The organism is Xanthomonas campestris pv. campestris str. ATCC 33913 (assembly GCF_000007145.1).
Taxonomy (GTDB): Bacteria; Pseudomonadota; Gammaproteobacteria; order Xanthomonadales; family Xanthomonadaceae; genus Xanthomonas; species Xanthomonas campestris.
In genome coordinates, this window is record NC_003902.1 from 3,564,855 (window position 1) to 3,589,676 (window position 24,822).

Sequence of the window (24,822 nt, forward strand, 5' to 3'; positions counted from 1 at the left end):
TGAACGAGACAACGTGAAAATGAAGCGAGTGGTGCCGGGACTGCGCAAAACCGTTGCAGGCGCTGATGCTGCCCGGCGCGGGACCTGGCTGCGGCCACCGCGTCCGGGCACATGCGCCTGCGTGCTGCGCAACTCCCGGCGCGGGATTCGCGCGTACAGCGCCACAGAGCCAGGCGCGCGGCACACACCTCCCGCTTACTGATCCTGCGCGGTGAACACAAAGGTCAGATTGCGCTGAAACACCGATTCGAACCCGCGGTACGGCAATGGTTGGGCGCTCAGCACGGCGGCCTCGATCGACCGCTGGCCTGCCTCGTCGTACGGGCAGCCCGGCGCGACCTTGGCCTCCATCACCTGGCCGCCGGGGAGTTGGCGGATGTTGATGGTGCACTTCTGGCCCGGCGGGACTGACGGCGGACGCACCCACTGCGCCAGCACCTTCTGCTGGATCGCCGCGGCGTACTTGGCCGACAGGTCGGTGTTGGTGCCGCCCTGCCCTGCCGTGGGCTGGGCAGTTGCGGCAGCGGCCGAAGACGCCTGCTGCGCACGTGCCGCAGCCACCTGGCGCAGCTTCTGCTCCGCCAGCTTGGCTTCCTTGTCGGCCTGCTCGCGCTGGCGGCGGATGTCGGCGATCTTCTTTTCGCGCTCGGCCTGTGCGGCCTGCTGCGCGGCGGCCTGCTTCTTCTTGGCGTCTTCCTCTTCTTGTTGCTTGGCCAGGCGCAGCTTCTGCTCAGCTTCTTCCTGGCGCTTGCGTTCGGTGAGGTCGATCTGCTCCTGGCGGCGCTTGGCTTCCTGCTCCTGCTTGGCCTTTTCCTCGGAAATGGCCAATGCATCGACCTTGTCCTGATCGACCTTGTCGGGCTGGGCGACGCGCTCTTGCGCCTGCGCCTGCTGCTGCGTCGGCGCATCCTGCGGGCGTAGCTCGGGAATCGGCTGCGGCGGCGGCACGCTGTCTTCCGGCGCAGGCTCTGGCAAGGGGGCCGGCGGCGGAGGTGGCGCGATCGGGGTCGCGTTCAATGCCTGGCGGGCAACGCGGGCCTCGGCAGCCGACACATCCAGCGAGGCCTCCATGCTCGGGTCGCCAGCGGCTGGCTCTACCGAACGTTCGGGCGACCACAGCCAGCCGGCGATGAACACCAGCGCCACCAGAATGTGCACAGCCAAAGCCAGCATGACCGGGCGGGCCCAGCCATCCTCGCGCGCTGTCTGTTGGGGGAAAGCGTCAGCGTGCATCACTGCCTGCAGCGCCGCCGGAGTCGGAGATCAGGCCGACCTTCTCGACCTTGGCCTGCTTGAGGACGTCGATGGCGTCCATGATCTTCTGGTACGGCGCGGCGCGGTCGCCGGCCACCACCACGCGAGCCTCTTTGTCCTGCGCCACGATCGCGGCCAGCTGCGCCTGCAACCCGGCCACGTCCATTGCCTGCGGCTTGCCCTTGGGCAACTGCAGCGCCAGCTGGCCGTCGGCGGCCACCACCACCACGATCGGATCCTGCTTGCTCTCCAGCGCCTTGGCGCGCGAACTCGGCAGGGTCACGTCGGTGCTCAGCGTGAGCAGCGGCGCGGTGACCATGAAGATGATCAGCAGCACCAGCATCACGTCGATGTACGGCACGACGTTGATCTCGGATTTGAGCTTGTGCTTCTTGCGGCGGGAAATACCGGACATCATCGCGGAACGTTCCTAAGGGAGGCCCCGCACATGCAGGTGCGGGTGTTTGCGAGGGACTCGCCTGTCTGCTGGCACCTGCCAGCGGCGCGCATTATTCGTCCGCGCCGGCCTGGCGCTGCAGGATCGAGCTGAACTCGTCGGCGAAGGTCTCATAGCGCACCGACAGCCGTTCCACGCGGGTGGTGAAACGGTTGTAAGCCCACACCGCCGGAATCGCCACGAACAGGCCGATGGCGGTGGCGAACAAGGCTTCGGAAATACCCGGCGCCACCGCAGCAATACCGGCCTGCTCGCCGCTGCTGACCATGTCGTGCATGGTCACCATGATGCCGAACACGGTGCCGACCAAACCCACGTACGGTGCGGTGGAGCCGATGTTGGCCAGCAATTCGAGATTGCGCTCAAGCTGGTCCACTTCCCGCGTAAAGGCGGTCCGCATGGCGCGCTGGGCACCTTCCAGCTGCACGCGCGCATCCAGGCGACGGCGGTCGCGCAGCCGCGAGAACTCGCGGAAGCCACTTTCGAACATCGACTCCAGACCACCGACGGTGCGGTTGCGATCGGTTGCCGAGGCGTAGAGCTTGGCCAGGTCCGCACCGGACCAGAAGCGGTTTTCGAACTCGTCCGCCTCACGGTTGGCCTGCTTGAAGGCACGCGCCTTGCGGAAAATGATGACCCAGCTGATGAACGAGCCGATCAGCAGCAGCAGCACGATGATCTTCACCGGGATGCTGGCCCGCAGGATCAACTCGGCGTAGTTGATGCTGCTGTTGTGCGCCACGCTGGCGGTCTGCGCCGCAGCGGCGGTGACTTCCTGCGGCAGCGCTTCCACTACCGTGTCCTGCAGGGCCAGGAGCAATGCGATCGACATCCGTTGGTTCCTTAGTAATCGGATTCTGTGGTTTCTAGAGCTTTCAACGCGTCAAACAGCGCATCGTCCATGCCGCGTGGGCGGAAGTCGCTGCCACCGAGTGCGGCAATGCGCACCTCGGCGGTCAGCAGAACTTCGCCCTCGCGCCTGACCGACTGCGCAAATATCAGGCTGGCCCGCTTGCACCGGGTGAGCACCGCCGAGACCGACAGTGCATCATCCAGCCGAGCCGGCTTGAGGAAATCCAGTTGCATGGAGCGGACCGCGAACACCAGATCGTGCTGCTGGCGCAGGCGTTCCTGCCCAAAGCCCAGCGCCCGCATCCATTCCGTGCGCGCCCGTTCCATGAAAGCAACATAGCGCGCGTGGTAGACCACGCCCCCGGCGTCCGTATCTTCCCAGTACACGCGTGTCGGCCAACTGAATACAGGCGGGGATTGGGGAATCGGGAGTCGGGAATCGGCGGTCATGGGAGCATGCTTCTAGTCGAGACAGCCCACACGCGCCTAAAGCGGGCAGCCATCAGAACAGGTCTCCGGGTTCGCCGATTGCGGGCGCACTGTCGCGCGGCGGCTTCAGCCCAAGGTGCAGATAGGCTTTCGGCGTGACCATGCGGCCGCGCGCGGTGCGGATCAGGAAGCCCTGCTGGATCAGATACGGCTCGATCACGTCTTCCAGCGTGCCGCGCTCCTCGGACAACGATGCGGCCAGCGACTCCACGCCCACCGGCCCGCCGTCGAAGTGATCGACGATGGTGCGCAGCATGCGGCGGTCGAGCTCGTCAAAGCCCTCCGGATCCACCTTCAACATCTGCATGGCGGCCTGCGCCACCGTCAGGTCGATGTGGCCGGCGGCCTTGACCTGGGCGAAATCGCGCACCCGCCGCAACAGCCGGTTGGCAATGCGCGGCGTGCCGCGCGCGCGGCGCGCGATCTCGGCGGCGCCATCGGGCGTGCAGTCGATGCCCAGGATCGCTGCCGAGCGGATCACGATACGGGTCAGCTCCTGCGGCGAGTAGAACTCCAGGCGCTGCACGATGCCAAAGCGGTCGCGCAACGGCGCGGTCAGCAGGCCCGCGCGGGTGGTCGCGCCAATCAGCGTAAACGGCGGCAGGTCGATCTTGATCGAACGCGCGGCCGGGCCGTCGCCGATCATGATGTCGATCTGGAAGTCTTCCATCGCCGGATACAGCACTTCTTCCACCACCGGCGAAAGGCGATGGATCTCGTCGATGAACAACACATCGTGCGGCTGTAGGTTAGTCAGCAGCGCGGCCAGATCACCGGCCTTTTCGATCACCGGGCCGGAGGTGACGCGCAGGCTCACGCCCAGTTCGTTGGCGATGACGTGGCTGAGCGTGGTCTTGCCCAGGCCGGGCGGCCCGAAGATGAGCACGTGATCCATCGCCTCGCCGCGCGCCTTGGCCGCCTGGATGTAGATCTCCATCTGGTCGCGCACCGGCTGCTGGCCGAGGTAATCGGCCAGGCGCTTGGGGCGGATGCTCGCATCGGCGGCCTCGTCCTCACGGGTGGCGCTGCTGGCGATGGTGCGCTGTTCAGTCATCCCGCCATCTTCTCATGCCGCGCGCGGCCGGCGCAGCATCTAGAAATCAAGGTCGGCCTGCCGCAGCGTGCTGAAAAACGCCTCGAAGCTCGGCGCGCGCCAAGTCGGATGCAGTCCTTCCCAGCGTTCGAAGTAGACCACCTCGGGCGCGTAGTGCGGCCCGCGGCCCCGATAGTCCAGGCACAGCAGGCAATCGACGTTGTGGCTCGACAGCACCAGGACCTGGTCCAGACCGGCATGCAGAGTTGCGACTGCGCTGAAATCCTGTGGGTCTTCGAACGCGGCGGCGAAGTCCAGCACGCTGCCGATCTGGGCCAGCGGCGATAAGTAGCGGTCGACCAGCACGCACTCCCAATCCACGTAGCGGTCCGAAGGGAAACGGGTACGTGGCACCCAGCACCAGCCGGTATCACCGCCGTCCTGGACGCCGTACAGACGCTTGAACAATGCCGGCAAGCGCACGCCCAGCCGCGCTTCGGCCGCTGCCAGGGCCTTGGTGTCCGCAACCGTTAGTGCGTCGCTCCAGTGCCCGGGGCCGCTCCAGAACGTCTCCAGTGCAGGCGGCTGCGGCTGCCACTGCACGCGCTCGTTGTCGTCGTATTTCGCCTGCAACGCGGGCGACCAGTACACGACATCGACCAGCTGCGCGAGCAGATCCTCCACCCCCTCGAACACGATCAACCGCTGCCCGCTGCCCGCATCGACGTAGACCAAGGTCGGCTCGGTGTCGGGCGCTGCGTAGTCCAGGCAGAGCGCCCGGCTGGGCGCGCGGGCATCGGCGGCGATGGCGATCAACCAGCGGTCATCGCCACTGGCGGCCAGGCCGGCGTAGGCATCGTCACGGTAGTCCTCGCGGGCGCGCACCTGCGCGAACGAAAATAGCGCTTCCGCACCCAACAGGCGCGCTCGCGGAATCAGCCATTCGGCGGCAAGCCAATTGTCCGGTTGTTGCAGCGACTGACCACGCGCCATCTGCACCGCGCCACCGTCGTAGCGTGCATAGAGATGCCGCAACCAGTCCGGCAGGCGGACACCGAGCCGCGCCTGCGCCGCGGCGATGGACGCATCCGTGGCCGGAGATCGTCCAAGGTTCAGTGCTTCGTCCCAGAAGGTGTCCAGGGTCGGCGCGCGACCGTAGACCTTCCATTCCAGGCCGGCCACGCTCAGATCTCCACTTGCGCGCCGAGTTCCACCAGGCGGTTGCCGGGAATGCGGAAGAAGCCGGTGGCGGGGGCGGCGTTGCGATGCATCAGTGCGAACAACTTGTCGCGCCAGATCGGCATGCCGCGGTTGGCGCTGGCCACGATGGTCTCGCGGCTGGCGAAGAAGGTGGTGTCCATCGGGTCGAAATGGATGCCGCCCTGGTCGCAGGAGCGCATCAGTGCCAGCGGTACGTCGGGCGTTTCCATGAAGCCGAAGCGCACGTACACGCGGTAAAACTCGTCGCCGATCGATTCGATCTGCAGGCGTTTGTCGGCCGGTGCGTAAGGGATCGGCAAGGTGTCGACGTTGAGGAAGATATTGCGCTCGTGCAGCACCTTGTTGTGCTTGAGGTTGTGCATCAGCGCATGCGGCACGACCATCGGGTCGGCGGTGAGGAACACCGCCATGCCGGGCACGCGCGCTGGCGGCGCAAGCATCAGGCCGGGCAGGAAGCTGTCGATGCGGATGCCGTCCTTGCGGATTTCCTCGCGCAGCAGCGCGCGGCCGCGGCGCCAGGTGCGCATCAGGGTAAACACCACGATGCCCAGCGCCAGCGGGAACCAGGCGCCCTGCAGCAGCTTGGCACCATTGGCGATCACGAACGCCAGTTCGATGATGAAGAACACCACGCACAGCGGCAGTACCCAGTTGCGCCAGCGCGGCCACAGCGAGCGGGCCACCAGGGCCAGCAGCAGCGTGTCGATCAGCATGGTCATCGAGACCGAGATGCCGTAGGCCACCGCCAGGTTGGTGGAGCTGCGGAAGATCAACACCAACGCGATCACCATCACCATCAACAGCCAGTTGATGCCGGGCACGTAGATCTGCCCGATGGTGTCGCGCGAGGTGTGCTTGATCAGCATGCGCGGGATGTAGCCCAGCTGCATGGCCTGGCGGGCCACCGAGTACGCACCGGTAATGACCGCCTGCGAGGCGATCACCGCCGCCAGCGTGGCAAGGATGATCATCGGGTACAGCGCCCAGCTCGGCACCGCTTCGAAGAACGGGTTCTTCAGCGCGGCCGGGTGGTTCAACACCAGCGCGCCCTGCCCCAGGTAGTTGAGCAACAGCATCGGCAGGACGAAGAAATACCAGCCGTGGCGGATCGGGCGCGCACCGAAATGGCCCATGTCGGCATACAGCGCTTCGCCGCCGGTCACCGCCAGCACCACCGCGCCGAGGATGAAGACCCCGTGCCAGCCGTGCTCCATGAAGAAGCGGATCGCCCACCAGGGGTTGAAGGCCTTGAGCACCTCGGGTGCGTCGACGATGTTCCAGATGCCGATCGCGCCCAGCGACAGGAACCACAGGCAGGTGATCGGGCCGAACACTTTGCCCACTTTCTCCGTGCCGAAGCGCTGCACCATGAACACCACCAGCAGCACCACCACGGTGATCGGCACGATGAAGGGATGCAGGCTGGGCGCGGCGATCTCCAGGCCTTCGACCGCACCCATCACCGAGATGGCCGGGGTGATTACGCCGTCGCCGAAGAACAGCGAGGCGCCGAAGATGCCCAGGATGCCCACCACATACGCCGAGCGCGAGCCCTGCTTGAGGGTGCGCTGGGTCAGCGCCATCAGCGCCATGATGCCGCCCTCGCCCTCGTTGTCGGCGCGCATGATGATGGTGACGTACTTGAGCGTCACCGTGATCATCAGCGCCCAGAACGCCAGCGACAGCACGCCCAGCACGGTGTCGTGATCGCTGGTCAACCCGTAGTGCGGCGAGAACGCCTCCTTGAGGGTGTACAGCGGACTGGTGCCGATATCGCCGAAGACGACGCCGATCGCGCCGATGACCAGGGCCATGTGGCCATTGGCGGGCGCATGGCCGGAGCCGGCTGCGGGAGTGGGGGTGTGGGACATGAGGTGAGGAGTTTTCGCCAGACAGCGTGAAGAAGAGGAAGACGGCGTGCTACCGGGGCACCGCCGCGGGCCTAGCGGGTAAATGCCAGGTGAGGCCGGGCAGTGCGCTCGGGATGCGCAGTGTACGGGGCCAACCCGCCGATGCCGAGCACTGGCCGCGCCCGCTTGGCGGCGGCGCGGTGGTTTTGGATCGCCGCGCCTAGCGCAGCGCGGCCTGGAGGGCCTTGCGAATAACGGTGGCGACCTCGTCGCCTTCGGCCCCGGCCTCGCGTGCCATGCGCGCGGCCTCGGCGGGCTTGTAGCCCAGCTGCTGCAACGCCACGGTGGCCTCGGACACCGCATCCGGGCCCAGCTGGCCGGTGATCGGCGCGCCGCTGCTGAAGTCGGCCGCGCGGTCGCGCAGCTCCACCACCATGCGCTCGGCGGTCTTTTTGCCGATGCCGGGGATGCGGGTCAGCGCAGTGATGTCGCCACTGGTGATCAGCCGCGCGAATTCGTCCACGGTGACCCCGGACAGCACCGCCAGCGCAATCTTGGCACCGATGCCGGTGACCTTCTGCACGTCGCGGAACAGCCGGCGCTCGCCCTCGCGCAGGAAGCCGTACAGCGACACGCTGTCTTCCTTCTGCGCGTAATGGGTGAACAGGATGACGTCGCGGCCGACATCGGGCAGGTCGTAGAAGGTGCTCATCGGCGCCTCCAGTTCATAGCCCACCCCGCCCACGTCGATCACCAGCCACGGCGGCTGCTTGTAGGCCAGGATCCCGCGCAGACGGCCGATCATTGGGCACCGCCTGCGGGGCGCCGGGAATCGGGAATCGGGAATGGGGAATCGTCAGAGCTGACTCCGCGTGTGCCGTTGCGATTCCCGATTCCCGATTCCCGATTCCCGATTCTCATCTTTTCCGGCTCCACGCCTGTTGGGTATTGACGCCCAGGCGCTGCGCGGTGGCGCGCACGTGGGCGTGAGTGATGGCGACCGCCAGCGCGTCGGCGGCGTCGGCCTGCAGCTTGCCTTTGAGATTGAGCATGATCCCGACCATGTGCTGCACCTGGACCTTGTCCGCGCCGCCCTTGCCGACCAGCGCGAGCTTGATCTCGGTGGCAGCGTACTCGTGCACCGGCAGGTCGCGCAGCACCACCGCGCAGATCGCCGCCCCGCGCGCGTGGCCGAGCTTGAGCGCCGAATCGGCACTCTTGCCCATGAATACCTTCTCGATCGCCACTTCCTGCGGCTGGTAGGTCTCGATCAGCTCACCCAGCCCGTGCAGCAGGCGTTTCAGGCGCTGGGCGAAGTCGCCCTCGCCCAGCAGCACCAGCGGCGCATGGAACACATGCCGGCTGCGACCGCTCTCGTCGACGTCGATGATGCCGATGCCGGTGCGCTGCGAACCGGGATCGATGCCGAGGATGCGGGTCATCTGTGGGCCGGGAGTGGGGAATCGGGAATCGGGAATGGGTAGAGCGGCCTGCTGCAGTCTCGGACGCTGCCGAGCAATGCAGGGTGCAGCTGTTTCGATTCCCGATTCTCCATTCCCGATTCCCGGCGCTTACGCGCCGAGACTGGCCTGGTCGACGTTCGAATACACGTCCTGCACGTCGTCCAGGTCTTCGAGCATGTCCAGCAGCTTGCGCACCTGCACGGCGGTGTCGCCGTCGACGGCGATGTCGTTTTCGGCGCGGAAGGTGATCTCGGCGTGGGCCGGTTCAAAGCCGGCGGTGGCGAGGGCCTGCTTGACCTGGGCGAAGGTGTCCGGGGCGGTCAGCACGTCGATGGCGCCGTCTTCCGGGTACACCACCACGTCGTCGGCGCCTGCTTCGATGGCGGCCTCGGTGACGGCGTCCTCATCGGCACCGGCGGCGAAGCTGAGCACGCCCAGGCGCTTGAACATGAAGGCGACCGAGCCGTCGGTGCCCATGTTGCCGCCGCACTTGCTGAAAGCATGGCGCACGTCGGCCACCGCGCGCACGCGGTTGTCGGTGAGGCAATCCACGATCACCGCCACGCCGCCGGGGGCGTAGCCCTCGTAGCGCACTTCTTCGTATTCCACGCCTTCCAGCTCGCCGGTCGCCTTCTTGATGGCGCGCTCGATCACGTCCTTGGACATGTTCGACGACAGGCCCTTGTCCATGGCGGTGCGCAGGCGCGGGTTGTTGGACGGGTCGCCGCCGCCGGCGCGCGCCGCCACACTGATCTCACGGATGATCTTGGTGAAGATCTTGCCGCGTTTGGCGTCGGACGCGTTCTTGCGGCCTTCGATGGAGGGGCCTCTACCCATGAGTGTTTCCAGACTGGCTTGGATGACAGGGCGCGGATTTTACCTGATTGCCCGCCCGCACCGGGGTGAGGCCGTTCAGTGCGTAAAACGGCCATCGCGCAGGAATGCCAGCACCTGCTGCGCGGCGGCGGGCGAGCGCAACAGGCCGCTATGGCTGGCCTGCACCACGCAATGGTCGTGCAGGCCGGGCAGACCGGTTTCGTCCAGCCCCACCGTGCCGTCCGAGCCGGCCTGCAGCGGCGCCAGCCAGCGGCCCAGGCCGCGTGGCACGCAACCGGCAATCTGACCCACCTGGGCAGCGCCGTCCCAATGCGTAAACCCGCGCAGCAGCAGCGCCGCACTGCGCCCCATCGCCCAGTGGCCACCACGCCGCGCCAGCCCACGTGCAGCCGCGCTGCCGCACAACGGCGAGCCCAGGCAGACCACGCGTTGCACCGGCAGCTCCGGCGCCTGCTGCAAGGCTTGCAAGGCCATCAACCCGCCCAGGCTGTGGCAGACCAGTAACGGTGCGCGTGTGGCGCGCAGGCGGGCGATCAGCTGGGGCACCGCCTGCGCCGGGCCGCCGCGCACGCTGGCATAGCCGAACAGCGCCGGCGTCATGCCGGCCGTACGCAGACGCCTTGCCAGCGGCAGCAACCAGTGCGCGGTGTTCCAGATGCCATGCACGAGCAACACATCGGCGGAGGCAGCCTCGGGATGCCCGCTCTGTGTCTGCTGGTCGTCGCCGCCGCTCATGGATGAACGCTCCAGACGGATGGCCCCGCGCGAATTACCGCGGGAGCCACACATGGACCACCGCAGCCCGCATTCAATGTGCTGGCGCGCACGACCACGCCGCGCGCAGCCACCGAGCCCGGCACTACGGTTCCGCGACCACCGGCGCGCGGCGCAGGATGTATTCGCGATCCAGGATGCGGCCGACCGGGAATTCGTACTCGCCGACCTTTTCGAAGCCGTAGCGAGCATAGAAACGCTGCGCGCCGAAGTTCTCCGACCACACGCCGATCCAGAGCGTGCCGGGCCCGTCGCGTTCCAGCCATTGCAGCGCGGTCTCGAACAGCCGGCTGCCCCAGCCGGTGTTCTGGTAGTCCTTCAGCAAATAGAGCCGCTTGAGCTCCCCATCGCCCGGTTGCACGTCTGCGTGCGGCAGCCCGCAGGGGCCGGCCGCGGCATGGCCGACCAGCAGGCCGTCCATTTCCAGCAGCCAGATCGCGTAGTCGGGATGCGCCAGCACGATGCGCGCGCGCTCGACCGCATAGGTTTCTTCCAGGAAACCGCGCAGGTCCTCTTCGGGATACAGATGGCCGAAGGTTTCGGTAAACGTCCGCGCGGCCAGGAGCGACAGCGCTTCGGCATCGTCGGGCGTGGCGCGGCGGATGCGGGTCATGCGGGGCGTCTCGTGCAGGGTGACGTTGCAGCTTCTCGCATGCGGCCGCGCTCCCGCAAGCCTGGGTCGGGACGGTGGTCTGCGGGATCAGCGCGGTGCATGCCAGGGCCGTGAGCCCTGCATGACGCAGGGATCTGTTTGCACCGGCGCGGTGGTCCTCAACGACAGCATGTCGGAGCGGCAACTGATGCACTCCGAGCAAGCACCGGGTGGATGATGCTTGCCGATGAAGACCGGCCCGATCAGCAGCCGCGCCCTACTGACCAAGACAACTCACCCAAAGCCGTCAACGCCGACTGATCAACCAGGCACGGCCATGCCACTGCATGGCCGTGCACTGCGGCAGGTCAGGCCTGCTTGGGCCGCACCTGCACGTGCACTTCGGCCAGCTGCTCGGCCGCGATCGGCGACGGGGCGTCGGTCATCAGGTCCTGCGCGCCGGTGGTCTTGGGGAACGGGATCACGTCGCGGATGGACTCGGTACCTGCCATCAGCGCGGCGATGCGGTCGATACCGAACGCAATGCCGCCATGCGGCGGCGCGCCGTAGTTCAGCGCATCCAGCAGGAAGCCGAACTTGGCGCGCGCTTCCTCGGCGCCGATGCCGAGCAGCTCGAACACCGCGCTCTGCATATCCGGGCGGTGGATACGGATCGAGCCGCCGCCGATTTCATTGCCGTTGAGCACCATGTCGTAGCCACGCGACACCGCGGTGCGGGCGTTGGCACGCAGGTCGGCGATGTCGTCCACAGCCGGCGCGGTGAAGGGGTGATGCAGGGCCACGTAGCGCTGCGCCTCCTCGTCCCATTCGAACATCGGGAAGTCGGTGACCCACAACGGCGCCCAGCCGGCGGCGACCAGGCCAAAGTCCTTGCCGGCCTTCAGGCGCAGCGCGCCCATGAAGTCGGACACCTTGTTGTAGCTGCCGGCACCGAAGAACACGATGTCGCCATTGGCCGCGCCCACATGGGCCAGCAGCGCTGCAAAGGCCTCTTCGCCGAAGAATTTGGCGATCGGCGAGCTCACCTCGCCGGTCTCCGACAGCTTGCTGTAGGCCAGGCCCTTGGCACCGTACTTGGCGGCGTGTGCGGCGTAGTCGTCGATCTGCTTGCGGCTCAGCGTGGCACCACCGGGGATGCGCAGCGCAGCCACGCGGCCGTCGGCATCGTTGGCGGCGGCGGCGAACACCGGGAATTCGCTGGTCTTGACCAGCTCGGCCACGTCGACCAATTCCAGCGCGATGCGCAGGTCCGGCTTGTCCGAACCATAGCGACGCATCGCCTCGGCCCAGGTCATGCGCGGGAACTGCGCGGCCAGCTCCACATCGACCACTTCCTTGAAGATGGCGCGGATCATGTCTTCCACGAAATCCTGCACGTCGCGCTCGCGCACGAAGGCAAATTCCATATCGAGCTGGGTGAACTCCAGCTGGCGATCGGCGCGCAGCGCTTCGTCGCGGAAGCAGCGCGCGATCTGGTAGTAGCGGTCGAAGCCGGCCACCATCAGGATCTGCTTGAACAGCTGCGGGCTCTGCGGCAACGCATAGAACTCGCCCGGATGCATGCGCGCCGGCACCAGGAAGTCGCGTGCGCCTTCCGGGGTGGCCTTGGTCAGGATCGGGGTTTCGATGTCCTGGAAGTCGCGTGCATCCAGATGCCGGCGCAGCGCCTGCACCAGCTTGATGCGGGTGCGCTGCATGCGCTGCATTTCCGGGCGACGCAGATCCAGATAGCGGTACTTCAGGCGGGTGTCTTCGCCCGGGTTCTCGTGCGCATGGAACGGCAGCGGCGCGGCTTTGTTGAGGATGGTGATGCGGGTGGCGATCACTTCCACCTTGCCGGTACGGATCTTGTCGTTGACCGCGTGGCGCGCGCGCACCACGCCTTCGACCTGCAACACGTCTTCGTAGCCCAGGCTGGCGGCCACCTTGAACACTTCCGCGGAGTTGGCGTCGCCTTCAGCGGGCTCCACGGTCACCTGCACGATGCCTTCGTGGTCGCGCAGGTCGATGAAACACACCCCACCCAAATTGCGGGCCACGTCGGTCCAGCCGGCGAGAGTGACGGTTTGGCCGATCAAGGTCTCATCGACCAGGCCGCAAAAGTGGGTACGCATCGAAAGCTCCGCTGAAAACCCGGCACAGGACGGCGCCGGAGAGCCCGATATTCTGGGGCCGGCGGGCGGCGGGAGCAAATGCGGAGGCGGTCACGGTCGCTTAAGTGAGCGCCCGGCTGAATAGGCACCACGCCTCTCTCGTATACCCAAGGACGCCACGATGCTGCGCACCGCCCTGCTGATCTCCGGCTTTTGCCTCATCACCGTGACCGGCGCGGTGGGCAGCCGCCCGGCCGCCGCGCAGGACCGCGGCTGGAATGGCCCCAGCATCACCTGTGCCAGCAACGACAACCGCCGCCGCGAATGCGATACGCCGTTCCGCGGCCGCGCGGTGCTGGTGGAGAACATCTCCGGCACCCGCTGCATCGAGGGCCGTAACTGGGGCAGCGACCGCGGCCGGGTCTGGGTGGACAACGGCTGCCGGGGGCGCTTCGTCGAAGGCCGCAGCGGGAATGGCGGCGGATGGGGCGGCGATGGTGGCCCAGGCGGGGTTGCCGGCACGGTGCGCTGCGAGAGCAACGACAAGCGCCAGAAGATCTGCGACACCGGCTGGCGCCGCGCCATCCTGGTGCGCCAGCTGTCCAACACGCCCTGCGTGGAAGGCCGCAACTGGCGGCAGGACGGTGGCCGGATCTGGGTGGACGACGGCTGCCGGGGCGAGTTTGCGCAGGCACGCGGCGGCGGCTGGGACCGTGGTGACGGCGGCTACGGTGGCCGCGACGACCGCCCGCGCAACGATTACACCATCACCTGCAGCAGCGACGACCGCCGCCTGCGCACCTGCGGCTGGGATGGCCGGTATGGCCGGCCGGTGCTGACCCGCCAGCTGTCCGATACCCGCTGCGAAGAAGGCCACAGCTGGGGTTACGACCCGCGTCGCGCCACCGTGTGGGTCAACGACGGCTGCCGCGCACGCTTCGAGGCGCGCTGAGGCCTGCGTCGGAATCTGAGCGGTAAGTGTCTTTGCGCCTGCGCATTCCAGCGCGGGTTGGCGTCGCTGCGGCTTGATACGCAGCGAGGCTGCGACAGAACTGTTTCAACGCAGACGACTTGGCAATGCGGAGTTGGTCGCAGGCGACTGCCGGTGCGCTGGCTTGGAGCTGCTATCAAAACGACTACGCAGCCGCCCGACGGGCGCAGCCGGTGGTCGAAATCAACATGTCCCTACGTAGACTCCGGTTCCCATGCGCAGTGCGCACCCACCTGACGACTGCTCGCTACGTTTTGTTAGCCGTTCTTAGCCGCCCCAGGGTGCCGGCGGCAGCGCCACCGGCCGGGTAAGGTCGAATTCCACCCGGAACAGGCGCCCGTCCGGGCGGCTCAGTTCGTAGACCACACTCCGCCCCGGGTGGACCTCCATGGCCCAGGTGTTGTGCAGGGACGCCGCCGCGCCTTGCTGCTGGAACAGCGCGCGCGAGTCGGCATCGAGCGGGAATTCCTGGCGCGTGGCAGCGCCAGCGCTGACGGTGTGGCCGCCGTAATTGGTCAGTGCGTCCGCGCTGCCGTCGGCATGGCGATGCGCGTGCTTGAGGCGCAGCCCGGTGGCAGTGCGCGTCAACACCCAGGTGCGCGCGTGGTCGTTGCCGACATGGAACGGCACGCGCAGTTCGCGGGTGGGCGCATCGCAGCCGCGCACATGCATCACCAGCGCTTGCCCCGCAAATGGGCTGGGCGCCTTGGACGCTGGCGTGTCGATCAGCACGCGCCCGGCAAAGGCCTGCCCGCAGTAGGCGGCAAGCGCGGCCAGAAACTGGTCGGCTGGCGCGATGGTAGTTGCCGATGCTGGCGGCGGCGGTGTGGCGCAGCCGGCCAGGCCGGCGACCAGCGCCACCAGACACAGACCGGCGCGGATGCGACCAGGCCACCGCCGCGCCAGAGAGATCACGCCGGGTCGGACGCGGGCTTGCTGGCCGGCTTGCTCTCGCTGGCCGCGGCCGGCTTCGCATCGCCACCGCTGCTGCTACTGCTACTTTCGGTGAGGTTCTTCTTTTTCTCGCCGGCGGATTTGAAATCGGTCTCGTACCAGCCGCTGCCCGAGAGGCGGAACGACGGCGCGGTGACCTGACGCTTGATGGCGTTGGCGCTGCAGGCGGGGCAGCTTTCCGGCACCGGGTCGGACATTTTCAGCAGCCGATCGAATTGATGGTCGCAGGCGGTGCACTGGAAGGCGTAGATAGGCATGGTGAGTCAGCGGAAAGAGAACGCGAGGGCGCAGATTCTAGACCGCCGCGGACCGCTGCGCGCGTGGGCCGGCGCTGCGGGCATCTCGTGGACGGCCCGGCGCAGATGTGGTCACCGACGCGCATGGCAGCAGCGTTGCCGGCTGGTCGTGACTTGGGGCCGCGTGCATCGTCACCTGGGCTGGACTGCGGGAGACGGATGGCGGCGTGACGGCATTTCCGTACCGCAGGCAGCGGCGCTTTGCGTGCTTGGGCCGTGTTTGGCCGCAGCAGGACCGAGTGATCGGCAGACGGATTCGTCTGTCCGTAGTCGCTCGACGGAGCGGAGTACCTGAGAGCGTTCTGCCGAGGCCCTGCGAAGGCCGCCGTGCACGCCAGGCATTACATGCTGCAGCGCCCTGCCGCTGCGACTGTTTGCCACTGCAGTGAAAGGTCAGCGCCCGAATTCGCCTTTGCACCTCGCCCGATGCAAAGACAAGCCAGAAGCGTTCTACCTAGTTCCCCACGAACGCCAATATGCGCGGCCTGCATCGCACTTTGCAGCCATCGCTCGCTACGGTTGGCGCCGCGGCAGCGCCCGCCATACCTCGCCTCCGCTACTCTTCATCTACACTGCCCAGCGCACAGGTACCGCGGTACACATGCAGCCTCAAACAGAACAATGCTCCACATTCCCGCAGCGCAATATCCGCACATGACGCGCAACGCGCCTCCATCCAGCCAGCCACTTACCTAGCGGATCACCGCCAAAAACACGCCCGTGCAGGTGTGCAAACACCGCAAAAACAGCGCGCGACAGCCATCACACAGTCCCAGGTGAAACAGGCCACTGCCATCGAGCTGGTACACTTGGGCACGTGACCGACGCGCCTTTTCCCCCACGAGGGCCGCATTCGTGTTGCGGCTGACTGCGCTGTTGCTTGGCGTGGCCTTGTTGCTGACCGGCAGCGGGCTGCTGGGCACCTTGCTTGCCGTACGCGGTGGCCAAGCCGGCTTCGATGCGCGTGCATTGGGGTTGATCATGTCCGGCTACTTTGCCGGGTTCTTTCTGGGCACCTTCTTCGCACCGCCGCTGATCCGCCGGATCGGGCATATCCGCGCGTTTGCGTTTTATGCCGCGCTGGCCGCAATCGCGGTGCTGTTGCATCCGATCTGGCTCGATCCGTGGGGCTGGGGCCTGTTGCGCCTGGTCACCGGCGCCGCGCTGGTGGGCCTGTACACGGTGATCGAAAGTTGGCTCAACGCCGAGCCGGACGCGCGCCGCCGCAGCCGGGTGTTTTCGGTCTATATGGCGATCAACCTGTCGGCACTGGCGCTCGGCCAGGTATTGCTCAGTGCGGGCGATGCCACGGCGCCGGCGATGTTTACGCTCACTGCCATCCTGATCTGCGCGGCGGTGATGCCGGTGGTGACCACGCGGCTGATTCCGCCCGAGGTGCCGCACGTGTCGCGGCTGCGGCTGGTCACGCTGTATGCGCTGGCGCCGGTGGCGACCATCGGCGCCGGCCTGTCCGGGTTGGCGATGGGGGCGTTCTGGGGGCTGCTGCCGGTGTATGCCGACCGCATCGGGCTGGATGCCGACGGCGTGGCGATGTTCATGCTCACCGCCATCGTGGGTGGCGCGGTGTTGCAGTGGCCGATCGGGCGCATCAGCGATGGCCACGACCGCCGCATTGGCCTGGTCACGGTGAGCGTGCTGGCCGCCGGCATCGCCATCGCCGCTGCGCTGCCGATGGTGCAGGCGCAGACGCAGGTGCTGTTCCTGCTGTTCTTCGTGTATGGCGGGCTGGCGTTCTCGCTGTATCCGTTCGCGGTGGCGCACATGCTCGATTACCTGCCGCGCGAGGATTTGTTGTCCGGCTGCAGCAGCCTGCTGCTGGTGCATGGCGTGGGCGCGGCGATTGGCCCGGCGCTGGCCGGCGGGGCCATGCAGAAATTCGGCCCGGCGGCGTTGCCTGCGTATTTCGCGCTGATGCTGCTGGCCCTGGCCGGCTTCACGCTGGCGCGCCTGTTGCGCTTCCAGCGCCTGCGCACCCATCCCATTGCGTTCCGCCCGATGTTGCGGACCACGCCATCGGCGCTGGAGCTGATGCCGGAAACCGATTCACCCTCCCCTCCTCACAAGGAAACACATTGACTGATCAAACCAGACTCCCGAACACCTCATCCCTGACCCACCCCCGCCCGGATCCTGCCGTGATCCTGGCCACCGACCTGGATGGCACCTTCCTGGCCGGCTCTGCAGAACACCGTCACCAGCTGTATCGCCTGGTCGACCAGCATCCCGAAATCCGCCTGATCTTCATTACCGGGCGCGGACTCGAAGCGGTGATGCCCTTGCTCACCGACCCCACCATTCCCCGGCCCGACTATGTGGTGTGCGACGTGGGTGCCACCGTGGTGGACGGCCACACGCTGCAACCGTTGCAGCCCCTGCAATCGATGATCGACGCGCACTGGCCCGGCGAGCAGGTGGTGGCGCAGGCGATGCGCGCATTCCCGCAATTGCAGCGCCAGGACATGCCGCAGGAGCGCCGCTGCTCGTATTTCTGCGATCCGCACACGCTGGCGCCGCTGCGTGCGCAGATCGAGCAGACCGCGCGCGCGCTTGGTTGCGACGTGCTGTATTCGGCCGACCGCTATCTGGACATTCTGCCGCCCGATACCGACAAGGGCCGCACCCTGGGCGCGTTGGCACGCCAGCTGGAGCTGCCGCGCGAGCGCATCCTGGTGGCCGGCGACACGCTCAACGATCTCTCCATGTATCTGGCCGGTTTCCGCGGCGTCTGCGTGGGCGATTCGGAAGCGGCCTTGACGCAGGCCACTGCGCAGTTGGATGCGACCTATCACGCCAGTGCGCCCGGGTGCGGCGGCATCCTGGAGGCGATTGCGCACTTCGGCCTGCTTGCCGACGACGACCCGCACGTGCCGGCGGTGCAGGCCCCGCGCAAGGGCGGCGCCGAGCTGGTGATGGTCTATCACCGCCTGCCGTATGACGAAGTGGTCGAGCACGGCGAGCTGGTGCGCCGCGCGCCGCGCTCGCCCAACGGCATCATTCCCTCGCTGCTGAGCTTCTTCGAAGGTGGCCAGCGCGGCTCGTGGGTGGCCTGGAGCGTGGACGACCCCAAGCGCGGGCCGTTCCAGACCCACACCGAGGTGGATGCGCAGCGCTACCCGACGCTCACCGCCGCACGCGTGCCGCTGAGCAAGAGCGAGGTGGACATCTTCTACAAGCGGTTTTCCAAGGAAGCGTTCTGGCCGATGCTGCATGTGTTCTGGGAACGCGCGCGCTTCCGCGAGGACGACTGGCAGGTATTTCTTGCAGTCAACCGCAAGTTTGCACAGGCCACCTCGGCCGAGGCCGCGCACGGCGCCACGGTCTGGATCCATGACTACAACCTGTGGATGGTGCCGGCGTACCTGCGCGAGCTGCGCCCGGATCTGAAGATCGCGTTCTTCCATCACACCTACTTCCCCTCGGCTGACGTGTTCAATGTGGTGCCATGGCGCCGCGAGATCATCGGTAGCCTGATGTGCTGCGATTACGTGGGCTTCCATATCCCGCGCCAGGTGGAGAACTTCGTGGACGTGGTGCGCGGCGTGATGCCGGTGGAACGACTGGCGCAGGAAAGCTGCGCGCCACGGTTTCTCACCTATGGCTGCGCGGTGGGCCTGGACACCATGACCACCTGCCTGCGTGTTGCCGATCGCGACGTGGCGCTGGGCGCGCATCCGGTGGGCACCGACCTGCGCCGCATTCGCGCCGCGCTGAGCAAGCCGGACGTGCGCAACGACATCTTCAAGCTGCGCCGCGAGATCGGTGCGCGCAAGCTGGTGTTGTCGGTGGAGCGGCTGGATTACACCAAGGGCACGCTGGCGAAACTGGAGGCGTTCGAGCGCCTGCTCGACAGCCAGCGGCAGCTGCTGGGCAAGGTCACCTTGCTGATGGTGTGCGTGCCGGCGGCGCGCGAGATGACCATCTACCGCACCTTGCAGACGCAGATCGAACAGGCGGTGGGCCGCATCAACGGGCGGTTCTCGCGGCTGGACTGGACGCCGGTGCGCTTCTTCGCACAGGCCCTGCCGTTCGAGCAGGTGGTGGCGCATTACGCCGCCGCGCAGGTGATGTGGATCACGCCGCTGCGCGATGGCTTGAATCTGGTGGCCAAGGAGTTCGTGGCGGTGCAAGGCATCGAAGGCGGCAGCGGCGTGCTGGTGCTGAGCGAATTTGCCGGCGCGGCTGCAGAACTCAAAGGCGCGGTACTGACCAACCCGCACGACCCGGCCGATCTGGCGGCCGGCCTGTTGCAGGCACTGGCGATGCCCGATGACGAGGCGGCCGGGCGCCTGCGGCAGCTGTACGACAGCGTGGAGTACTACAACATCGACCACTGGGGGCGCGACTTCCTGGACGCGGTGGCACGTAGCCGTGGCGCGCATGCCCGTGTGCCCTTGGCGGCGGCCAGCACGGTGGCCGAGCCGGTCGCCTAGGCACGCGCCGACGAGCGCGCTGCAACACGCACAGTCACACAGCAACGCCCGGGCTCTCCGGGCGTTGCTGTGTGGAGACAAGCGTGACGCTGGCCCATCGGCAGCGCGGTCATGATCACGCAATGCAAGCGCGGCAGGCTGGGGGTTCTCCCCCCTGCCCGTGGATTGCAATGGATTCGACGTCCTCCTCGCGCGTGCGCCACCCGGCCACGCTGGCCCTGCTGCTGGTTCCGCTCGCCCTGCCCGCGTACGCCCAGCAAACGCCCGACGGCGCCGCGTCGACACCGGCAGCCGCCGAACCAGACGGCGGCGCGCAGGTGTCCACGCTGGACCAGGTGCAGGTTGTCGGGCAGGCGATGACGTATTCCAAGACCACGGTGAGCAAGGAAATGCTGGACCGCCAGTTCGTGCTGGGCAGCGTCAACGATGCGCTCAACGAACTGCCCGGCGTGGTGGTCACCGAAGCCGATGCGTTCGGCTCCTCGGACTGGGGCACGCAGATCAGCATGCGCGGCTTCGTCAGCAACCGCGATACGCAGCAGATTGGCACCACCATCGACGGCGTGCCCAACGGCGGCTCGGCCTACGGCGGCGGCTCCAAGGCGAATCGTTTCATCGACATGCCGGATCTTGAAACCGTCGAGGTGAGCCAGGGCACTGCCGATATCGCCTCGCGCTCCAACGAAGCGCTGGGCGGCACCTTGAACTACCTCACCGGCGAGCCGCTCGCAGAACAGCGCGTGCGCGTGATCGGCGGCATTGGCGACAACCAGGCGCGCAAGTATTACGCGCGCTACGACACCGGCCTGCTCGGCGGCCATACCCGCGCCTGGGTCAGCGGCTCATCGGCACGCAATGACGACTGGATCGACGGCAGCGGCCACACCCGCCGCGATCATCTGGCTGGCAAGTTCGTCAGCAGCTTGGACAAGTGGACCTTGAGCGGCTATCTGTCCTACGACGATGCCGACGAATCCGAATACACCAGCGTGACTCCGGCGCAGTTCGCACGCGACCCGGAGCACGACCTGCTGACCGGCACGCTCACCGGCATTCCGTATCTGGACCAAAACTACCGCTCCGGCTCCCGCGCATTGCGCGAGAACACCTTCGGCTATCTGCGCGGCGCCTTCGATGGCGGCAACGGCTTCAAGACCACGCTCACCGGCTACGCGCATCGCATGCAAGGCCGCGGCGACTGGATTCCGCCGTATCTGGTGGACGTCACCAACGACGGCGCGGGCGCGCCGGAATCGGAGGCGCGCGGCGGCAACACGGTGTATGCCGGCAGCGACCTGGGCAAGCTGTATTACCTCACACCGGGCGGCGCGGCGGCGACGCAGCTGGCCGGCTGCACCGGCAGCGATGCGGTGCCGGCCGAATCCAACCCGGCCTGCTATCCGGCAGGGTCGGTACCGGTGCAGTCGTATCGCCATAGCCATTACGACAATCACCGCGCCGGTGCCATGGCCGATGTGGAATGGCGCCACGACCTGGGCCCGATCGACAACACCGTACGTGCCGGCGCCTGGCTGGAGCGCTACGACCGCAGCGTCACCCGCGACTGGCATCGCCTGCTCAATGTCGGCACCAACATCAGCTTCGACCATCAGCCGTACTGGGTGCAGTTCAAGGACAACTACCAGACCGACGAACAGATGTATTACGTCGAAGATGTGATGCGCTACGGTGCGTTTGCCTGGCGCGTGGGCGTCAAGCAGTTCTTCGTCGACCAGACCCGCGACCGCCGCATCGGCGATGCGCAGCATGTGGAATCGGACGCGCATTCGGACGCGCTGCTCTCGGCCGGCCTGACCTGGACCACGCCGGTGCAAGGGCTGGAAGCCTTCGCCGGCTATTCGCAGAACTTCGCGGCGATTCCGTCCGGCGTGCTGGGCGAGACCGACCCGGTCGCGCTCAGCCGCGTGCAACCGGAAACCGCCGACAACATCGAACTGGGCCTGCGCATCAGCCGCTGGCCGTTGACCGGCAGCGTCACGCTGTACGACATCCGCTTCGACAACCGCATTGTCTACGTGCCGGCCAACTTCGTCAGCGGCATCGACTACCTGGGCGAAACCGATGGCGTTTACGAAAACTTCGGCGGCGTGCATGCGCGCGGCGTGGAAGCAGCCCTGGGCTACGGCTGGGACAACGGCTGGCGCCTCAACGGTGCCTACACCTACAACAAGGCCGATTACCTGGGCAGCGGCGATGCCGCGCGCGACACCGCGGTGGAGATCACCCCCGGTGCGCAGGTCATCGGCCAACCGCGCAACACGCTGGTGGTGTCGGCCGATTGGCGCGGCGATGCCTGGCGTTTCGGCGTCTCCGGCCGCTATCTGGGCAAGCGCTATCTGGATGCCTCCAACCGCGCCGCGCTCAATGGCGTGACCACCTTCGATGCCAATCTCGGCCTGGAACTGTCGCAACTTTCCGCGCAGCTCAAGGGCATGCAGGTGGCGCTCAATGTCAGCAACCTCACCGACAAGCGCTACCTGGAAGGCGTGGATGGCAGCGACAGCGCGTTCATTGCCGCACCGCGCACGTTGGGGCTGACCTTGACGCTGGATCTTTGAGGTCGAAGCACTGCGCTGGAATAGATGCCGGGCGCGTCGTGCGTTCGCGCCTGGCAGTGTTCCGGACATGCGGGTTGATGGCGGGATCGTCACTCAGCCGGTGTCACGGAGTAACGGCGTCACCCGTGGCTGCCTGCAGGGGTGGCGGCCTTCCGGATCGCGGAAGGCTTGGTTAGTGGCATGAGACCACTCGCTGCTGGCACCGTTCGTCCGCATGCAACACGCGCAACGACGCATCACCGAGACGTCGAATTGCTGCGCACGCACTCCTGCAGGATCGGGCCGCTGCCGCAGCGTGCGAGGGCAAGCATTCGCCTTCCCACTCGGGCACCATCGCTGCTCAGCCGCGCGCAGCGGCCGCATTCACTGATGCAGCAATCGCCCTCCAAGGACCAACCCAGCAGGTGACGCAATGATCGATCTTCCTCGCCGCCGCATGCTGCAGGCCGGCCTTGCCGGTGGCGCTTCCACCTTGCTGCCGAGCATCGCGCGGGCAGCGGCCATCGCACCGGATCGCCGCAGCGGCACGCTGGAAGACCTGCAGCATGTGGTGATCCTGATGCAGGAAAACCGCGCGTTCGATCATTACTTCGGCAGCCTGCCGGGCGTCCGTGGCTTCGGCGACCGCTTTCCGATTCCCGCGCCACCGCTGCCGGGCGCGCCTGCGCGCACCGTGTGGCTGCAACCCAGCGAGGACGGCCGCCAATGGCTGGCACCGTTCGCGCTGGATACCGCAGCGCAGTTCGGCTACATGCGTGTGCAGGGCACGCCACACAGCTGGGTGGACGCGCAGCGCGCCTGGGATCACGGCCGGCTCGGCAACTGGCCGGCGGCCAAGCACAACCACGCGCTGGGGTATTACCGCCGCGCGGACATTCCGTTCCAGTTCGCGCTGGCCGATGCGTTCACCGTCTGCGATGCGTACCACGCCGCGATCCAGACCGGCACCAACTCCAACCGCGTGTTCCTGTGGACCGGCGGCAACGATCCGCAGGCGCGCGCCGGTGGGCCGGTGATCGGCAACTCGCACGACAACTTTCCCGCCCTGGGCGGGTTCGCCGAGCCCTATCGCTGGACCACGTATGTGGAGCAATTGCAGCGTGCCGGCGTGTCCTGGCAGATCTACCAGGACATGCGCGACAACTTCACCGACAACCCGCTGGCCGGCTTCGACGTCTTCCGCCAGGCCTACAGCCAGACGCCCGGCCACGATGCGCAGCTGCGCGCGCGTGGGGTGAGTACGCGTGGCGTGGAGCAACTGCGCGAAGACGTCATCGGCGGGCGCCTGCCGTCGGTGAGTTTCATCCTTGCCGATGCCGCCGGCAGCGAGCATCCAGACCCCTCCAGCCCGGCCCAGGGCGCGGCCTATACCGCGCGCGTGCTGGATGCGCTCACCGCCGATCCGCAGGTGTGGAGCCGCACGGCCTTGCTGCTGATGTTCGACGAGAACGATGGCTTCTTCGATCACATGCCGCCGCCGGCGCCGCCTTCGCCGGACCCACGTGCGGCCGGCGGCTTTGCCGGTGCGTCGAGCATCGCCACCGACGACGAGTATCACCGCCACCCGGCGCCGGGCGAGCAGAAGGTGGACCTGCCGGAGTTGCGCGGGCGCCCGTACGGCCTGGGCCCGCGCGTGCCGCTGTACGTACTCTCGCCCTGGAGCCGCGGCGGCTGGGTGGATTCGCAGGTCTACGACCACACCTCGGTGCTGCGCCTGCTGGAGCGGCGCTTCGGCGTGCCATGCACTGCAATTACCCCGTGGCGGCGCGCGGTGTGTGGCGATCTCACCGCGGCGTTCGATTTCAGCCGCACGGACACGCGCCCGTTCGTCGGCACGCTGCCGGATATTAGCGCCACCGCCACGCGCGCCGCCGCCCTGCACCAACACACGTTGCCACCGCTGCCGCCCACCTTGCAGCCACCGGAGCAAGCTTTCGGCCTCCGGCGTTCGCGCGCGGTGCCGTATCGCCCCCGTGTGCAACTCGATGTCGTACAGGCCCGCGGCGAAGTGGAGTTGCGCATGGCCAATGCCGGCGCGGCGGCCGTGCTGCACGTCTACGACCGCTACGACCTGGCCGCGATTCCGCGCCGCTACACCGTCGGCGCCGATGCGCCGCTGGACGGCACCTGGACCACCTACGACGGCCGCTACGACCTGTGGGTTCTCGGGCCGAACGGGTTCCATCGCCATTACCGCGGCAATGTGGGCGCAGCGCCCCTAGTCGCCGAGATCGCGCAAGATCCCGATGATGCACAGGCGCTCCGCCTGACGCTATACAACCCCGGCAGCGTGCCGGTCGCGGTCACGCTGCAACCGGCCGCGTATGCCAACGCGCAACCGCGCGAGGGTGTCACCATCGCACCCGGGCAGCGTCATCAGCGCAGTTGGAGCGCCGTGGCCACCGGCGGCTGGTACGACCTGTGGATCGAGCACGACGGCGCACACCAACGCTTGGCCGGCCGCGTGGAAACCGGAGCAGACAGCGTCAGCGACCCGGCCATGGGCGGGGCGGCACGCTTGTATCAGGACGACCCGGGCGCGATCGGCGCGCTCGGCTGAGCGCTGCGGCTTTCTGTCGCGCGTTGGCCACACACGAAGACGCAGCCCGACGCAC

At 67.2% G+C, this 24,822-nt stretch carries 20 protein-coding genes and 1 other RNA gene; 6 read left to right on the forward strand and 15 right to left on the reverse strand.

All coding sequences use genetic code 11. The annotated features are described in order from the left end of the window. Nucleotides 1–195 precede the first annotated feature (195 nt). The 13 genes from tolA to aspS form a co-directional block, all read right to left on the reverse strand. Entirely contained in the window at nt 196–1,233 is a 1,038-nt protein-coding gene (gene tolA / locus XCC_RS15650) for a cell envelope integrity protein TolA (RefSeq protein WP_011038135.1), read from the reverse strand. Then, nucleotides 1,223–1,672, reverse strand: coding sequence for a protein TolR (gene tolR, locus XCC_RS15655; RefSeq protein WP_011038136.1), 450 nt, complete (start codon nt 1,670–1,672; stop codon nt 1,223–1,225). Before tolR ends, tolA begins: the two co-directional genes overlap by 11 nt. Before the next feature lie 91 nt (nt 1,673–1,763). Beyond that, nucleotides 1,764–2,543, reverse strand: a complete 780-nt coding sequence (gene tolQ / locus XCC_RS15660) for a protein TolQ (protein ID WP_011038137.1) — start codon at nt 2,541–2,543, stop codon at nt 1,764–1,766. Between the two features lie 11 nt (nt 2,544–2,554). Next, nucleotides 2,555–3,013, reverse strand: a complete 459-nt coding sequence (gene ybgC, locus XCC_RS15665; protein WP_011038138.1) for a tol-pal system-associated acyl-CoA thioesterase — start codon at nt 3,011–3,013, stop codon at nt 2,555–2,557. Nucleotides 3,014–3,065: 52 nt separating this feature from the next. Then, nucleotides 3,066–4,106, reverse strand: a complete 1,041-nt coding sequence (gene ruvB, locus XCC_RS15670) for a Holliday junction branch migration DNA helicase RuvB (protein WP_011038139.1) — start codon at nt 4,104–4,106, stop codon at nt 3,066–3,068. Between the two features lie 39 nt (nt 4,107–4,145). Continuing rightward, nucleotides 4,146–5,267 (reverse strand): SMI1/KNR4 family protein, encoded by a 1,122-nt coding sequence (locus XCC_RS15675; RefSeq protein WP_057671711.1) that lies wholly within the window; start codon nt 5,265–5,267, stop codon nt 4,146–4,148. Nucleotides 5,268–5,269: 2 nt separating this feature from the next. Beyond that, nucleotides 5,270–7,177, reverse strand: a complete 1,908-nt coding sequence (locus tag XCC_RS15680) for a potassium transporter Kup (RefSeq protein WP_011038140.1) — start codon at nt 7,175–7,177, stop codon at nt 5,270–5,272. Nucleotides 7,178–7,376: 199 nt separating this feature from the next. Further along, nucleotides 7,377–7,961: a Holliday junction branch migration protein RuvA gene (gene ruvA / locus XCC_RS15685; RefSeq protein ID WP_006450983.1), complete on the reverse strand. Its 585-nt coding sequence runs from the start codon at nt 7,959–7,961 to the stop codon at nt 7,377–7,379. 112 nt (nt 7,962–8,073) lie between these two features. Beyond that, entirely contained in the window at nt 8,074–8,598 is a 525-nt protein-coding gene (gene ruvC / locus XCC_RS15690) for a crossover junction endodeoxyribonuclease RuvC (protein WP_011038141.1), read from the reverse strand. Nucleotides 8,599–8,727: 129 nt separating this feature from the next. Next, nucleotides 8,728–9,456, reverse strand: a complete 729-nt coding sequence (locus tag XCC_RS15695) for a YebC/PmpR family DNA-binding transcriptional regulator (RefSeq protein WP_011038142.1) — start codon at nt 9,454–9,456, stop codon at nt 8,728–8,730. A 75-nt stretch (nt 9,457–9,531) separates the two neighbouring features. Continuing rightward, complete coding sequence (locus XCC_RS15700) at nt 9,532–10,191, reverse strand: alpha/beta hydrolase (protein ID WP_012437666.1); 660 nt, start codon at nt 10,189–10,191, stop codon at nt 9,532–9,534. A gap of 124 nt (nt 10,192–10,315) precedes the next feature. Continuing rightward, the gene (locus XCC_RS15705; protein ID WP_011038144.1) at nt 10,316–10,843 is read right to left on the reverse strand and encodes a GNAT family N-acetyltransferase; all 528 of its coding nucleotides are present in this window, start codon (nt 10,841–10,843) and stop codon (nt 10,316–10,318) included. Between the two features lie 347 nt (nt 10,844–11,190). Continuing rightward, nucleotides 11,191–12,957 (reverse strand): aspartate--tRNA ligase, encoded by a 1,767-nt coding sequence (gene aspS, locus XCC_RS15710; RefSeq protein ID WP_011038145.1) that lies wholly within the window; start codon nt 12,955–12,957, stop codon nt 11,191–11,193. A 160-nt stretch (nt 12,958–13,117) separates the two neighbouring features. On the opposite strand from aspS, the gene XCC_RS15715 reads away from it, so the two are divergent. Both XCC_RS15715 and XCC_RS15720 read left to right on the forward strand, forming a co-directional pair. After that, nucleotides 13,118–13,888 (forward strand): DUF3011 domain-containing protein, encoded by a 771-nt coding sequence (locus XCC_RS15715; protein ID WP_011038146.1) that lies wholly within the window; start codon nt 13,118–13,120, stop codon nt 13,886–13,888. A 227-nt stretch (nt 13,889–14,115) separates the two neighbouring features. Beyond that, a non-coding RNA gene (locus XCC_RS15720) (sX9 sRNA) lies at nt 14,116–14,190 on the forward strand. A gap of 4 nt (nt 14,191–14,194) precedes the next feature. On the opposite strand, the gene XCC_RS15725 is transcribed toward XCC_RS15720, so the two are convergent. Continuing rightward, nucleotides 14,195–14,842 (reverse strand): hypothetical protein, encoded by a 648-nt coding sequence (locus tag XCC_RS15725; protein WP_011038147.1) that lies wholly within the window; start codon nt 14,840–14,842, stop codon nt 14,195–14,197. Beyond that, complete coding sequence (locus tag XCC_RS15730; protein WP_011038148.1) at nt 14,839–15,138, reverse strand: FmdB family zinc ribbon protein; 300 nt, start codon at nt 15,136–15,138, stop codon at nt 14,839–14,841. The genes XCC_RS15725 and XCC_RS15730 overlap by 4 nt, the downstream gene beginning before the upstream one ends. A gap of 894 nt (nt 15,139–16,032) precedes the next feature. On the opposite strand from XCC_RS15730, the gene XCC_RS15735 reads away from it, so the two are divergent. The 4 genes from XCC_RS15735 (at nt 16,033) to XCC_RS15750 (ending at nt 24,767) form a co-directional block, all read left to right on the forward strand. Then, nucleotides 16,033–17,274 carry an MFS transporter gene (locus XCC_RS15735; protein ID WP_011038149.1) on the forward strand — a complete coding sequence of 414 codons (1,242 nt, stop codon included), beginning with the start codon at nt 16,033–16,035 and terminating at the stop codon, nt 17,272–17,274. A 59-nt stretch (nt 17,275–17,333) separates the two neighbouring features. Further along, entirely contained in the window at nt 17,334–19,628 is a 2,295-nt protein-coding gene (gene ggpS / locus XCC_RS15740) for a glucosylglycerol-phosphate synthase (RefSeq protein WP_011038150.1), read from the forward strand. 170 nt (nt 19,629–19,798) lie between these two features. Beyond that, nucleotides 19,799–22,207: a TonB-dependent receptor gene (locus XCC_RS15745; RefSeq protein WP_011038151.1), complete on the forward strand. Its 2,409-nt coding sequence runs from the start codon at nt 19,799–19,801 to the stop codon at nt 22,205–22,207. Nucleotides 22,208–22,619: 412 nt separating this feature from the next. After that, complete coding sequence (locus XCC_RS15750) at nt 22,620–24,767, forward strand: phosphocholine-specific phospholipase C (RefSeq protein ID WP_011038152.1); 2,148 nt, start codon at nt 22,620–22,622, stop codon at nt 24,765–24,767. The last annotated feature ends 55 nt before the right edge of the window (nt 24,768–24,822 follow it).

Bases quoted from the DNA above. Each gene is read 5' to 3' on its own strand.
- tolA (WP_011038135.1), bottom strand. From the start codon at position 1,233: ATGCACGCTGACGCTTTCCCCCAACAGACAGCGCGCGAGGATGGCTGG.
- tolR (WP_011038136.1), bottom strand. From the start codon at position 1,672: ATGATGTCCGGTATTTCCCGCCGCAAGAAGCACAAGCTCAAATCCGAG.
- tolQ (WP_011038137.1), bottom strand. From the start codon at position 2,543: ATGTCGATCGCATTGCTCCTGGCCCTGCAGGACACGGTAGTGGAAGCG.
- ybgC (WP_011038138.1), bottom strand. From the start codon at position 3,013: ATGACCGCCGATTCCCGACTCCCGATTCCCCAATCCCCGCCTGTATTC.
- ruvB (WP_011038139.1), bottom strand. From the start codon at position 4,106: ATGACTGAACAGCGCACCATCGCCAGCAGCGCCACCCGTGAGGACGAG.
- XCC_RS15680 (WP_011038140.1), bottom strand. From the start codon at position 7,177: ATGTCCCACACCCCCACTCCCGCAGCCGGCTCCGGCCATGCGCCCGCC.
- ruvA (WP_006450983.1), bottom strand. From the start codon at position 7,961: ATGATCGGCCGTCTGCGCGGGATCCTGGCCTACAAGCAGCCGCCGTGG.
- ruvC (WP_011038141.1), bottom strand. From the start codon at position 8,598: ATGACCCGCATCCTCGGCATCGATCCCGGTTCGCAGCGCACCGGCATC.
- XCC_RS15695 (WP_011038142.1), bottom strand. From the start codon at position 9,456: ATGGGTAGAGGCCCCTCCATCGAAGGCCGCAAGAACGCGTCCGACGCC.
- XCC_RS15700 (WP_012437666.1), bottom strand. From the start codon at position 10,191: ATGAGCGGCGGCGACGACCAGCAGACACAGAGCGGGCATCCCGAGGCT.
- XCC_RS15705 (WP_011038144.1), bottom strand. From the start codon at position 10,843: ATGACCCGCATCCGCCGCGCCACGCCCGACGATGCCGAAGCGCTGTCG.
- aspS (WP_011038145.1), bottom strand. From the start codon at position 12,957: ATGCGTACCCACTTTTGCGGCCTGGTCGATGAGACCTTGATCGGCCAA.
- XCC_RS15715 (WP_011038146.1), top strand. From the start codon at position 13,118: ATGCTGCGCACCGCCCTGCTGATCTCCGGCTTTTGCCTCATCACCGTG.
- XCC_RS15730 (WP_011038148.1), bottom strand. From the start codon at position 15,138: ATGCCTATCTACGCCTTCCAGTGCACCGCCTGCGACCATCAATTCGAT.
- XCC_RS15745 (WP_011038151.1), top strand. From the start codon at position 19,799: ATGGATTCGACGTCCTCCTCGCGCGTGCGCCACCCGGCCACGCTGGCC.
- XCC_RS15750 (WP_011038152.1), top strand. From the start codon at position 22,620: ATGATCGATCTTCCTCGCCGCCGCATGCTGCAGGCCGGCCTTGCCGGT.